This window comes from Caballeronia fortuita (assembly GCF_001544835.2).
Taxonomy (GTDB): domain Bacteria; phylum Pseudomonadota; class Gammaproteobacteria; order Burkholderiales; family Burkholderiaceae; genus Caballeronia; species Caballeronia fortuita.
In genome coordinates this window covers 208030-220753 of record NZ_FCNX02000005.1, presented here as the reverse complement: position 1 = coordinate 220753, position 12724 = coordinate 208030, and the positions used below count along the sequence as shown (strand labels likewise).

The 12724-nt window shown below is 63.8% G+C and carries 11 protein-coding genes and 1 tRNA gene; 10 read left to right on the top strand and 2 right to left on the bottom strand.

The window, feature by feature from the left end; all coding sequences use genetic code 11:
* The first annotated feature begins 147 nt into the window (after nucleotides 1–147).
* Both AWB77_RS12025 and aroC read left to right on the top strand, forming a co-directional pair.
* A complete protein-coding gene (locus AWB77_RS12025) occupies nucleotides 148–2091 on the top strand; it encodes an MFS transporter (RefSeq protein ID WP_061134654.1) in 1944 nt (647 codons plus the stop codon).
* A gap of 53 nt (nucleotides 2092–2144) precedes the next feature.
* Entirely contained in the window at nucleotides 2145–3251 is a 1107-nt protein-coding gene (gene aroC / locus AWB77_RS12020) for a chorismate synthase (protein ID WP_061134653.1), read from the top strand.
* A 43-nt stretch (nucleotides 3252–3294) separates the two neighbouring features.
* Here aroC and AWB77_RS12015 read toward each other — a convergent pair whose 3' ends face one another.
* Entirely contained in the window at nucleotides 3295–4968 is a 1674-nt protein-coding gene (locus AWB77_RS12015) for an electron transfer flavoprotein-ubiquinone oxidoreductase (protein WP_061134652.1), read from the bottom strand.
* 202 nt (nucleotides 4969–5170) lie between these two features.
* Here AWB77_RS12015 and AWB77_RS12010 point away from each other — a divergent pair, with 202 nt between their 5' ends.
* Together AWB77_RS12010 and AWB77_RS12005 are read left to right on the top strand one after the other, a co-directional pair.
* Nucleotides 5171–5944 carry an SDR family oxidoreductase gene (locus AWB77_RS12010; protein WP_061134651.1) on the top strand — a complete coding sequence of 258 codons (774 nt, stop codon included), beginning with the start codon at nucleotides 5171–5173 and terminating at the stop codon, nucleotides 5942–5944.
* 36 nt (nucleotides 5945–5980) lie between these two features.
* Nucleotides 5981–6436 (top strand): acyl-CoA thioesterase, encoded by a 456-nt coding sequence (locus AWB77_RS12005; protein WP_061134650.1) that lies wholly within the window; start codon nucleotides 5981–5983, stop codon nucleotides 6434–6436.
* On the opposite strand, the gene AWB77_RS12000 is transcribed toward AWB77_RS12005, so the two are convergent.
* The gene (locus tag AWB77_RS12000; RefSeq protein WP_061134649.1) at nucleotides 6413–6958 is read right to left on the bottom strand and encodes a LuxR C-terminal-related transcriptional regulator; all 546 of its coding nucleotides are present in this window, start codon (nucleotides 6956–6958) and stop codon (nucleotides 6413–6415) included. The genes AWB77_RS12005 and AWB77_RS12000 overlap by 24 nt on opposite strands.
* Before the next feature lie 221 nt (nucleotides 6959–7179).
* On the opposite strand from AWB77_RS12000, the gene AWB77_RS11995 reads away from it, so the two are divergent.
* The 6 genes from AWB77_RS11995 (at nucleotide 7180) to AWB77_RS11970 (ending at nucleotide 12494) form a co-directional block, all read left to right on the top strand.
* Complete coding sequence (locus AWB77_RS11995; protein ID WP_061134648.1) at nucleotides 7180–7884, top strand: CoA transferase subunit A; 705 nt, start codon at nucleotides 7180–7182, stop codon at nucleotides 7882–7884.
* Nucleotides 7885–7887: 3 nt separating this feature from the next.
* Nucleotides 7888–8529 carry a CoA transferase subunit B gene (locus tag AWB77_RS11990; protein ID WP_061134647.1) on the top strand — a complete coding sequence of 214 codons (642 nt, stop codon included), beginning with the start codon at nucleotides 7888–7890 and terminating at the stop codon, nucleotides 8527–8529.
* 205 nt (nucleotides 8530–8734) lie between these two features.
* Entirely contained in the window at nucleotides 8735–9655 is a 921-nt protein-coding gene (locus AWB77_RS11985; protein WP_061134646.1) for an alpha/beta fold hydrolase, read from the top strand.
* A gap of 63 nt (nucleotides 9656–9718) precedes the next feature.
* Entirely contained in the window at nucleotides 9719–10072 is a 354-nt protein-coding gene (locus AWB77_RS11980; RefSeq protein WP_061134645.1) for a RidA family protein, read from the top strand.
* A gap of 32 nt (nucleotides 10073–10104) precedes the next feature.
* Nucleotides 10105–12339: a RelA/SpoT family protein gene (locus AWB77_RS11975; RefSeq protein ID WP_061134644.1), complete on the top strand. Its 2235-nt coding sequence runs from the start codon at nucleotides 10105–10107 to the stop codon at nucleotides 12337–12339.
* A 78-nt stretch (nucleotides 12340–12417) separates the two neighbouring features.
* A tRNA-Val gene (locus AWB77_RS11970) sits at nucleotides 12418–12494 on the top strand.
* Nucleotides 12495–12724 lie beyond the last annotated feature (230 nt).

Here is a 12724-nt window from a genome sequence, read left to right as displayed (position 1 = left end):
GGCGTCGCGCTTCGCGGACGAGTCGGTCGAGCCGATGCTTCACGCAGAAGTCATCATCCGCAGCGCGCCTTCGTGGCGCGCTTTTTTTCGTTCGGATTCGATCGCGACAGGCGCGACCAACCCCGAATACTCATCCCCCCGCAAGACATGAACGACAAGCCGCTGCGCGCGTCTACGCGCACTTCGCCCACTTCCGGCGTCTCGCATACAGAAAGCCAGTTCGGCCTTTTGCGCGAACGCCGTTTCGCGCCTTTTTTCTGGACGCAATTCCTCAGCGCGATGAACGACAACGTGTTCAAGGTAGGCTTCACGTCGCTGGTGACGTTCCAGGCCGCGCGCTTTGCCGGCGTCGATCCGAAAACCGCCGCGTTTCTCATCTCCGCGATCTTCATCGTGCCCTTCGTGCTGTTTTCGGCGACGTCCGGCCAGATCGCCGACAAGTACGACAAGGCCGTGCTTGCGCGGCTCGTGAAGAGCTTCGAGATCGTCGTGATGCTGGTCGGCGGCGCGGGCTTCATGCTGCACAGCGCGCCGCTGCTCTACGCCTGCACGTTCCTGATGGGCGTGCATTCGACTGTCTTCGGCCCCGTGAAATACGCGTACTTGCCGCAGCATCTGGATTCGCATGAACTCGTCGGCGGCAACGGGCTCGTCGAGATGGGCACGTTCGTCGCGATCCTGATCGGCACGATCATCGGCGGGGCGGCGGCGGGCGCCTCGGAACACGGCGCGATGCTGCTCGCGCTCGCGTGCATCGGCTTTGCGATCGCCGGGCGCGTGGCCTCGGCGTTCGTGCCGAAGTCGGAGGCGTCGCAGCCGGATTTGCGCATCAACTGGAATCCGGTGTCGGAAACGTGGCGCAATCTGAAGCTCGCGAAACAGGATCGCACCGTGTTCCTGAGCCTGCTTGGCATTTCGTGGCTGTGGTTCGTCGGCGCGACCTTTCTCACGTCGTTTTTCAATTTCGCGAAGGACGTGCTGTCCGCGAATCCCGATGTCGTCACCGTGCTGCTCGCGACGTTCTCCATCGGCATCGGCACGGGGTCGCTTCTGTGCGAGCGGCTGTCGAAGCGGCGCGTCGAGATCGGGCTCGTGCCGCTCGGGTCCATCGGCATCAGCGTGTTCGCGATCGATCTGTTCTTCGCGAGCCATCGGATCGCGCCTGCGGGTCATTTGCTCGATGTCGGCGAATTTCTCGTCGCGCTGCCGCACTGGCGCATCCTCGCCGACCTCTTTCTGCTCGCGATGTTCGGCGGCTTCTACAGCGTGCCGCTCTACGCGCTGATCCAGGCGCGCAGTCAACCGACGCATCGCGCGCGCATCATCGCGGCGAACAACATCCTCAATTCGTTTTTCATGATCGTCTCGGCGTTGATGGCGCTCGCGCTCACGTCGTACGGTGTCGGCATTCCGGGGCTTTTTCTGACGACGGCGCTGCTCAATGTCGTCGTCGCGGTGTACATCTACTCGCTCGTGCCGGAGTTCCTGCTGCGCTTCATCGCGTGGATTCTGGTGCACACGTTCTATCGCATTCGTCTCGTCGATGCCGGGCGCATTCCGTCGCATGGCGCGGCCGTGCTCGTGTGCAATCACGTGAGTTTCGTCGATGCGGTCGTCATCATGGCCGAAAGCCCGCGCCCGATCCGCTTCGTGATGGATCACCGCATCTTCCGCACGCCGTTCGTCGGCTGGATGTTCCGGCACGCGAAGGCGATTCCGATCGCGCCCGCGCACGAAGACGCCGACATGCTCGAACGCGCCTACGCAGCCTGCGCGCGCTCGCTGGACGAGGGCGATCTCGTCTGCATCTTTCCCGAAGGCAAGCTCACGCGCACGGGCGACATCAATCCGTTCCGTCACGGCATTTCCGAAATCCTGCGACGCCATCCGGCGCCCGTCGTGCCGATGGCGCTGCGCGGGCTCTGGGGCAGCGTGTTCTCGCGTCACGAAGACGCGCAGTGGCCGCGTCCGATCAAGCGCGGCGCGATGACGCGCCTCACGCTCGCGGTCGGCGAGCCGATCGCGCCGGAAGACGCGACGCCCGCGCATCTGCAGGACGCGGTGTCGGCCTTGCGCGGCGCGCGGCGTTAGACGGCGCTGGCATAATACTGGTTTCCCCGACACATTTTTTCAGGTCGACGCCCATGTCCGGCAATACCCTTGGCACGCTCTTCACCGTCACGAATTTCGGCGAGTCGCATGGTCCCGCGATCGGCTGTGTGATCGACGGCTGCCCGCCGGGCATGGCGCTCACGGAAGCCGATATCCAGATCGAACTCGACCGGCGCCGCCCCGGCACGTCGCGTCACGTCACGCAGCGCCAGGAACCGGATCAGGTCGAGATTCTTTCCGGCGTGTTCGAAGGCGTGACGACGGGCACGCCCATCGCGCTCCTGATCCGCAATACCGATCAGCGCAGCAAGGACTACGGCAACATCGCGCAGACGTTCCGCCCGGGTCACGCGGACTACACCTATTGGCAGAAGTACGGCGTGCGCGATTATCGCGGCGGCGGCCGCTCGTCGGCGCGGCTGACGGCGCCGACGGTCGCGGCGGGCGCGGTTGCGAAGAAGTGGCTGCGCGAGAAATTCGGCCTGGAGACGCACGGCTGCATGAGCGCACTCGGCGGCATCGAGATTCCGTTCGTCGACTGGCGGCATGTGCCCGAGAATCCGTTCTTCTCGCCGAACGCGGACATCGTGCCGCAGCTCGAGGAATACATGGACGGCTTGCGGCGCGATGGCGACTCGGTCGGCGCGCGCATCGAGGTCGTCGCGACGGGCGTGCCGGTCGGGCTTGGCGAGCCGCTCTACGATCGGCTGGATGCCGACATCGCCCACGCGATGATGGGTCTGAACGCCGTGAAGGGCGTCGAAATCGGCGCGGGCTTCGCGAGCGTCGCGCAGCGCGGCTCGGAACACGGCGACGAGATGTCGCCCGAAGGTTTCGCGACCAACAACGCGGGCGGCATTCTCGGCGGCATTTCGAGCGGACAGGACATCAGGGTATCGATCGCGATCAAGCCGACGTCGAGCATCCGCACGCCGCGCCAGTCGATCGACAAGGAAGGCGCGGGCGCGACCGTCGAAACGTTCGGGCGTCACGATCCGTGTGTCGGCATTCGTGCGACGCCGATCGCCGAAGCGCTGCTCGCGCTCGTGCTGATGGATCACGCGCTGCGGCATCGCGCGCAGTGCGGCGACGTGGTCGTCGAGACGCCGAAGATAGCGGCGCAGGCGCCGTCGAAATAAAAGAAAAGGGCGCCGAAACCGGCGCCCTTCGTACTTTCAGGCCTTACATGTTCGGATAGTTCGGCCCGCCGCCGCCTTCCGGCGTGACCCACACAATGTTCTGCGTCGGGTCCTTGATGTCGCAGGTCTTGCAGTGAACGCAGTTCTGCGCGTTGATCTGCAAACGCTCGTTGCCGTCGTCCGATTTGACGAACTCGTACACGGCCGCCGGGCAGTATCGGGCTTCGGGACCGGCATACGTGCGCAGGTTGACGTTGACCGGCACGCTCGGGTCTTTCAGCGTCAGATGCGCGGGCTGATTCTCTTCGTGGTTCGTGTTCGAGATGAACACTGACGAAAGACGGTCGAACGTGAGCTTGCCATCGGGCTTCGGATAGACGATCGGCTTGCACTGCGACGCGGGCTTCAGCATCTCGTGATCCCAGTGCTGATGATGCAGCGTCCACGGCACGTTGCCGCCCATCACCTTCTGCTCCAGACCGACCATGAAGGTGCCGAGGTAGAGACCCTTGCTCATCCACTGCTTGAAGTTGCGCGCGCGGTAGAGCTCCGTCTTCAGCCACGAGCTGTCGAACGCTTCGGGATAAGCCGTGAGTTCGTCGTTCTGGCGGCCGGCCTGGACCGCTTCGAACGCGGCTTCGGCGGCCATCTTGCCGGATTTGATCGCGGCGTGACTGCCCTTGATGCGCGACGCGTTGAGAAAGCCCGCGTCATCGCCCGCGAGCGCGCCGCCCGGGAACGCGAGTTTCGGCAGCGACATCAGGCCGCCGGCGGTGATCGCGCGCGCGCCGTACGAAATGCGCTTGCCGCCTTCGAGGAACGCACGGATCGACGGATGCGTCTTGTAGCGCTGGAATTCCTCGAACGGCGACAGATACGGATTCGAATACCCGAGCCCGACGACGAAGCCGACGACCACCTGGTTGTTGTCCATGTGATAGAGGAACGAGCCGCCGTAAGTGTCCGGGTCGAGCGGCCAGCCCGCGGTGTGGATCACGAGTCCGGGCTTGTGCTTGACCGGATCGATTTCCCACAATTCCTTGATGCCGATGCCGTACACCTGCGGATCGGCATTCCGGTTGAGCTTGAATTTATCGATGAGCTGACGGCCGAGATGCCCGCGCGCGCCTTCGCAAAAAAGCGTGTATTTCGCGTGCAGTTCCATGCCGAGCTGAAAATTTTCGGTCGGCTGGCCGTCCTTGCCGACGCCCATGTTGCCGGTGACGACGCCGCGCACCGAGCCGTCATCGGCATACAGGACTTCTGCTGCGGGAAAGCCCGGAAAAATCTCGACGCCCAGCGCTTCGGCCTGCTGCCCGAGCCAGCGCGTGACGTTCGCAAGCGAAATGACGTAGTTGCCGTGGTTCTTGAAGTTGTCGGGGAGCAGCCAGTTCGGCACCTGTTTCGCGTCGTTCTGCGACAGGAACAGGAAGCGGTCCTCGGTCACCTCGACATCGAGCGGGGCGCCTTTTTCCTTCCAGTCGGGAATGAGCTCGGACAGGCCGCGCGGGTCCATCACCGCGCCAGACAGGATATGCGCGCCGATCTCGGAGCCTTTCTCCAGAACGCAGACGCCGATCTCGACGCCTTTTTCCTCCGCCAGTTGCTTCAACCGGATGGCCGCCGACAAACCGGCTGGTCCGCCGCCGACGATGACGACGTCGTATTCCATCGATTCGCGGGGACCGTATTGCTCGATGAGGCTCGCCGGGGTCATCAATGCTCCTATGTGCCGTTAGAATGCCCTTTCGGGATCGCGTATTTTCAGGGAAGGTGACGCGGGCCGCAACCGAAGCCCGCGTATTTCGCACGATCGTACTATTATTCACGACACCCGCGCCATCGGTGTTGACGCTGACAGCCTGCATCGGCGCCTCGCGCGCCTGCCACGGCTGAGCCAACCAAAACAAGGAAGCACAATGGGCCGTTCGATCAACCTGGAAGGCAAGGTCGCGCTGATTACAGGCGCGTCCAGTGGTTTGGGCAAGCGATTCGCGCAGGTGTTGTCGCAGGCGGGCGCCAAAGTGGTGCTCGCTAGCCGGCGCACGGAGCGCCTGAAGGAATTGCGCGCCGAGATCGAGTCGTCGGGCGGCGCCGCGCACGTGGTGACGCTCGACGTGACCGACTACCAGAGCATCAAGGCCGCGATCGCGCATGCAGAGACGGAAGCGGGTACCATCGACATCCTCGTCAATAACTCGGGCGTTTCGACGACGCAGAAGCTGACCGACGTCACGCCCTCGGACTACGAGTTCGTGTTCGGCACGAACGTGCGCGGCGCGTTTTTCGTCGCGCAGGAAGTCGCCAAACGCATGATCATGCGCGGCAACGGCCCGGCCAAACCGGCATACCGGATCATCAACGTGGCGTCGGTGGCGGGCTTGCGCGTGTTTCCGCAGATCGGCCTCTATTCGATGAGCAAGGCCGCCGTCGTGCAGATGACGAAGGCGATGGCGCTCGAATGGGGCCGTCACGGCATCAACGTCAACGCAATCTGCCCCGGTTATATCGATACCGAGATCAACCACCACCACTGGAAGACCGAGCAGGGGCAAAAGCTCATTTCGATGCTGCCGCGCCGCCGCGTGGGTTCGCCCAACGACCTCGACGGCCTGCTGCTGCTGCTTGCCGCCGACGAATCGCAGTTCATGAACGGCTCGGTCATTTCGGCGGACGATGGTTTCTCGCTCTGAACATCGCCCTCATCGACCTTTCCCTGACTGCAAGCAATGACCACGCATAACGACTTCCACCCCGTCTTCGAACTGTCCATGCCGATCCGCTGGGGCGACATGGACGCCTTCGGCCACGTCAACAACACCGTCTATTTCCGCTACATGGAGCAGGTGCGCATCTCGTGGTTCGAAGAGAGGGGAATCGTCGGCGGCGGCACCGAAGGGCAGGGCCCGGTGATCGTGAATGCGTCGATGGAGTTCCTGAAGCAGCTTCATTATCCCGGCGACGTGATCGGCCGCATGCTGGTCGGCAAGCCCGGACGCAGCAGTTTCGATACGCGCTTCGAGCTGTATCGCGCCGATGCGCCCGGCATGCTCTACGCACGTGGCGCGGCGAAAATCGTGTGGATCGATTATGCGGCGGGCAAGTCGGTGCCGATTCCCGACGTGCTGCGGCAGATCATCGAGACGAATCTGCCCGTGATTTCAGGTGCCGAGCAGGCGCTGTAACAGTTCGGTGGCGTTGCCGGTGTCGTACTTTCGCATGAGCCGCGCGCGATAGATGTCCACCGTGCGCGGGCTGATCTCGAGAACGCGGCCGATCTGCTTGCTCGTCTTGCCCGTGACGAGCTGCGCGGCGATCTCCCGTTCGCGCGGCGTCAGTTCGATCGCCACGCGCCGCGTCGCGCTCAAGTCCTCGAAAGTCCAGACGCCCGCTGCATGCGGCGCGGCGCGATCGAGCGCGCGGCCGGTCACGTGACACCAGAACAGTTCGCCGTTCCTGCGCTTCATGATGCGGTCGTCGCTGTACGTGCCTTCGCGGCTGATATGCGCGGCGATGCGCTCGCCGATGCGCGCGAACTCGTCCGGCGACGGATACAGCACCTCGAACGACTTGCCGATGAGCGCCTCGCGCGCGGAACCGAAGATCGCGCAAAGCTGCTCGTTGCAGTCCTCGATGGTGCGCTCGCGCGAAAGCACGAGCCCGACGGGCGCGAGATGAAACGCGGTTTGATAGTCCAGTGCACGCATGTGGAATCGGGCGCGCGGCGTAGGCGTTTCGCGGCGAAAAGCGCCGGGGAACCAAACGCGCGCGGGCAATGACTTATGTATTTTTGCGTATTGTGCCGGATCGCCGGGCCAAAGTACGCTTGAGCCACGTCAAAAAGGCCGCGTGACGCGCTCGGGAGAGCGCATCGGCGGCACCAAAAAGCCGATTTTCAGTTGGTTTCAAACATGGAAGGGACACACAGATGAACAAGGTCTATCCCAGCGCGAAAGCTGCGCTCGAAGACATCGTCAAGGACGGGCAGACATTCGCCGTCGGCGGTTTCGGGCTGTGCGGCATTCCCGAAGCGCTCATCGCCGCGTTGCGCGACACGGGCGTGAAGGGCATCACCTGCATCAGCAACAATGCGGGTGTCGACGGCTTCGGCCTCGGCCTGCTGCTCGAGACGCGCCAGATCAAGAAGATGATTTCGTCGTACGTCGGCGAAAACAAGGAGTTCGAGCGGCAATATCTCGCCGGCGAACTCGAACTCGAATTCACGCCGCAAGGCACACTCGCCGAGAAGCTGCGCGCGGGCGGCGCGGGCATCCCGGCGTTCTTCACGAACACCGGCTTCGGCACCGTGATCGCCGAAGGCAAGGAAACGCGCCAGTTCGGCGAGAACCACTACGTGCTCGAACATTCGCTGACCGCCGACGTCGCGCTCGTCAAAGCCTGGAAGGCCGACAAGTCCGGCAACCTGATCTATCGCCGCACGGCGCGCAACTTCAACCCGAACTGCGCGATGGCGGGCAAGATCACCGTCGCCGAAGTGGAAGAGATCGTCGAAGTGGGCGAACTCGATCCGGACGCGATCCACACGCCCGGCATCTTCGTGCAGCGCCTCGTCCTGAATGCGCATCCGGAAAAGCGCATCGAACAACGTATCGTCCGCGCGAAAGGAGCGTAAATCATGGCTTGGACTCGTGACCAGATGGCCGCGCGCGCGGCGCAGGAACTGCAGGACGGCTTCTACGTGAACCTGGGCATCGGCTTGCCGACGCTCGTCGCCAATCACGTGCCGGACGGCATGGAAGTGTGGCTGCAATCGGAAAACGGCCTGCTCGGCATCGGGCCGTCGCCGTATGAGGACGAAGTCGACGCCGATCTCATCAACGCCGGCAAGCAGACCGTCACCACGCTGCCGGGCTCGTCGATCTTTTCGTCGGCTGATTCGTTCGCGATGATCCGCGGCGGCCACATCAACCTGGCGATCCTCGGCGCGATGCAGATCAGCAAGAAGGGCGATCTCGCCAACTGGATGATCCCCGGCAAGATGATCAAGGGCATGGGCGGCGCGATGGACCTCGTCGCCGGCGTGAAGAAGGTCGTCGTGCTGATGGAACATGTCGCAAAGGGCGACCAGCACAAGATTCTCGAAGAGTGCACGCTGCCGCTGACGGGCGTGGGCGTCGTGAATCGCATCATCACGGACCTCGGCGTGATCGATGTCGTCGACGGCGGGCTGAAGCTCGTCGAACTGGCCGACGGCGTCACTGTCGAGGAAATCCAGAAAAAGACGGGCGCGCCGCTCGACGTCGCCAACGTCAAGTGACGCCGGCGTGAGTCGCACGCCGCATCTCGCGGCGTGAGCGCGTGAGCGCGTGAGAAGGGGGGCGGGCGGAGCTTTCGGGGCTTCGCCCGCTTTGCTTTTGAACGCCGGTTCGGCCGCGTCCGGGTCGTCCGTCCGGCATAGGCGCGCTCGATCTTGCGAGATGCGCTTTACAATCGTTTCGACACTTGCCACGAGGGACTCTCCAATGACCGCATCCATCGTCGTCGAAGCCGTGCATTCCGATCTGAGTCAGCCGCGTCAGCGCTTCGTGCAATGCGCGAGCCCGGCGGGTCTGCATCGCATCGCCTATACGGAGTGGGGCGATCCGGCCAATCCGCGCGTGCTTCTGTGCGTGCACGGCCTCACGCGCTCGGGCCGAGATTTCGACAAGCTCGCGCAGGCGTTCGCGCGGGACTATCGCGTGGTGTGCCCGGATGTGGTCGGGCGCGGCCTGTCCGACTGGCTCGCCGATCCGCGCCACTACGGCGTGCCGCAATACGTCGCCGACATGGTCACGCTGATCGCGCGGCTCAACGTGGAGACAGTGGACTGGTTCGGCACGTCGATGGGCGGGCTCATCGGCATGGCGCTCGGCGGACTGCCGAATACGCCGATCAGAAAGATGCTGCTCAACGATGTCGGGCCGCATATCGAGCCGATCGCGCTCAAGCGCATCGGCGAGTATCTCGGCAAGCCGGCGCGCTTCGCGTCGCTCGACGAAGGTGTACGGCACGCGGCGGCGCTCGCGTCCTCGTTCGGGCCGCTGACCGACGAAGAGTGGACGAGCATCAACACGCCGCTCCTGCACGAACGCGATGGCGCGTGGGGCTTTCGATACGACCCGGGCATCGCGACGCCGTTCACATCGGCGACCGACGAGCAGAACGCGGCCGGCGAGGCGTTTTTGTGGCGCTCGCTCGCGTCGATCAAAACGCCGGTGCTCGTCGTGCGCGGCGAGACATCGGATTTGCTGTCGCGCGAGACGGTCGCGCAGATGGTCGAAAAAGGGCAGGCCGTGACGAGCGCGGAAGTGCCGGGCGCGGGGCATGCGCCGGCGTTTCTCGACGAGGATCAGATCGCCATCGCCCAGGGCTTCTTTCTCGGCGATGGCGGCAGAGAGGCATAATAATGCGCTGAGCGTGCGTCGCTTGTGCCGTTTTTTTCATCATTCATCGATCAGGAACACACAATGGCAGTCATTCGTCATCACGTCGGTCCGCGCCTTTCCGAAACCGCGATCCACAACGGCACGGTGTATCTCGCAGGCCAGATCGCCGAGGACACGGAGCAGGACATCACCGGCCAGACGCGCGAAGTGCTCGGCCATATCGACCGCTTGCTCGAAGAAGCGAACAGCGACAAAGCGCATCTGCTGTCGGTGCAGATCTACATCTCGGACATGATTCACTTCCCCGGCATGAACGCCGTGTGGGACGCGTGGGTCGCCGAAGGCAACACGCCGCCGCGCGCAACCGTCGAAGCGAAGCTCGCCAATCCGGCCTGCCTCGTCGAAATCGTCGTGATCGCCGCGCAGCGCGGCTGAATCGCATCGATTGAAGTCGTGGCGTCGCCCGCATGACCGAGACCGCCGTTCCCGCCCAGACGCTGCCCGAGCCGTCCATCGACGACGCGCTCGCGTTCGTGCGCGAGCACGCGAAGGACGCGCGCGTCTCCACGGGCGAACTGCTCGCGGACCACGCCGCGGGCACCGCGCGCATCATGCAGACACTCAACGTCGACTCGCACGCGATCGCGGCGGCCGCGCTCTTCGTGCTGGCGCCCCATCTCGACGATCCCGAGAAGGTCATCGCGGAGCGTTTCGGGACGGAAGTGCAGCGGCTCGTCGGCGACGTGCGCAAGCTCCTGCGTCTCGGTTCGGTCAGCTCGCGCGCGACGCTCGCGGAACTGCCCGAAAACACGCGCGATGCGCAAGCCGCCCGGCGCGCGCAGGTCGAAGCGCTGCGCAAGATGCTGCTCGCGTTCGCGCAGGACATCCGCGTCGTGCTGATCCGGCTCGCATCGCGCGTGCAGACCTTGCGCTACTACGCCGCGCACAAGATGGAACCGTCGCCCGACGTGCCGCGCGAGACGCTCGAGATCTACGCGCCGCTCGCGAACCGGCTCGGCATCTGGCAACTGAAGTGGGAGCTCGAAGACCTGTCGTTCCGCTTCGAGGATCCGGTCACGTACAAGCGCATCGCGAAGCTGCTGGACGAGAAGCGCGTGGAGCGCGAGTCGTATGTGACCGAGGCGATCGCGCGTCTGCAGAAGGAACTCGACACCGCGCACATCAAGGCGGAAGTGAGCGGGCGGCCGAAGCACATCTACAGCATCTGGAAGAAGATGCGCGGCAAGCATCTCGACTTCTCCGAACTGAACGACGTGCGCGCGTTTCGCGTGATCGTCGGCGATATCAAGGATTGCTACACCGTGCTCGGCATCGTGCACAACCTGTGGCAGCCGGTACCGCGCGAGTTCGACGACTACATCTCGCGTCCCAAGCCCAACGGCTACAAATCGCTGCATACGGTCGTGATCGGCGACGACGGGCGCGCGTTCGAAGTGCAGATCCGCACGTACGAGATGCATCAGTTCGCCGAGTACGGCGTGGCCGCGCACTGGCGTTACAAGGAGGCGGGCGCACGCGGCTATGCGGGGCAGGTCACGGCGAGCGAGAAATACGACGAGAAGATCGCGTGGCTGCGCCAGCTTCTCGCGTGGAAGGACGACGTCGAAGGGGAGGGTCGCGGAGAACAGCGCGGCTGGCAGCATCTTCGCGATGCCACGCTCGACGACGACCATATCTATGTGCTGACGCCGCAGGCGCGCGTGATCGCGCTGCCACAGGGCGCGACGGCCGTCGATTTCGCGTATCACCTGCACAGCGAACTCGGGCATCGCTGCCGCGGCGCGCGCGTCGATGGCGCGATGGTGCCGCTCAACACGCCGCTGCAGAACGGACAGACGGTCGAGATCGTCGCGGTGAAGGAAGGCGGGCCGTCGCGCGACTGGCTCAATCCGCAACTCGGCTATCTGCATAGCGCCCGCGCGCGGCAGAAGGTGCGCTCGTGGTTCCTCGCGGCAGACGCGGCGGAGAACATCGCGGCGGGACGGACGATCGTCGAAAAGACCTTGCAGCGCGAAGGCAAGACGTCGGTCAGTCTGGATCAGCTCGCGAGCAAGCTCGGCTTCAAGACGCCTGAAGAGCTCTACGCGGTCGTCGCGAAGGAAGAGTTCAGTCTGCGCAATATCGAGCAGGCGCTGTCCGACGCGCCGCCGCCCGAGCCCGAACCCGAAGCGCCCGAGCAGTTCGAAAAGCGCAGCAGCGGGCAGAGCGTGGCGCACGGCGCGTCGACGGGCGTGCTCGTCGTCGGAGTGGATGCGCTGCTCACGCAGCTCGCGCGCTGCTGCCGCCCGGCGCCGCCTGACCCGATCGCGGGTTTCGTCACGCGCGGCAAGGGCATGTCCATACACCGCACGGATTGCGCGACGTTCCAGCGCATGGCGCAGCGCTCGCCCGAGCGCGTGCTGCACACGACCTGGTCCGCCGACGTGATGGACGGGCGCGGTTCTTCGGTATATCCGGTGGATCTCTCGGTCGAAGCGGCTGACCGTCAGGGTCTGCTGCGCGATATCTCCGAAGTGTTCGCGCGCGAGAAAATCAACGTGATCGGCGTGAAGAGTCAGAGCCGCAGGAATATCGCGTATATGCAGTTCACCGTGGAAGTGTCGAGTGCGGCGCAGATTCAACGCGCGTGTACCTTGCTCGGCGAAGTGGCGGGCGTGATTCGCGCATCGCGTCGCGCATGATCGGCGAATGTTTTTCATTTTTTCTGCAGATAAACACTTGCCAAGATCAGAAACGCTCCATATAATCTCACTTCTTTCAGGCTCGTAGCTCAGCTGGTTAGAGCACCACCTTGACATGGTGGGGGTCGTTGGTTCGAGTCCAATCGAGCCTACCAACGAAAACGAAATTCAGCGTACTTCGGTTCGTGGAGTTTCAAACCGCAAGAAGCGCGCTGCGCAAAAGGCGAAAATAAAATGGCACGTCGAACGTTGACCGAAACAACTTCGGAGCGACGCTAGTCGAGGACCATATTCGCCTTCTGCCAAAATGTTTCGCGGTATGTGTGAAAAGTGAATGCGGCCCCTCGATAGCGGGGCCGCATTTTTTTTGTCTTGCGATTTTCGA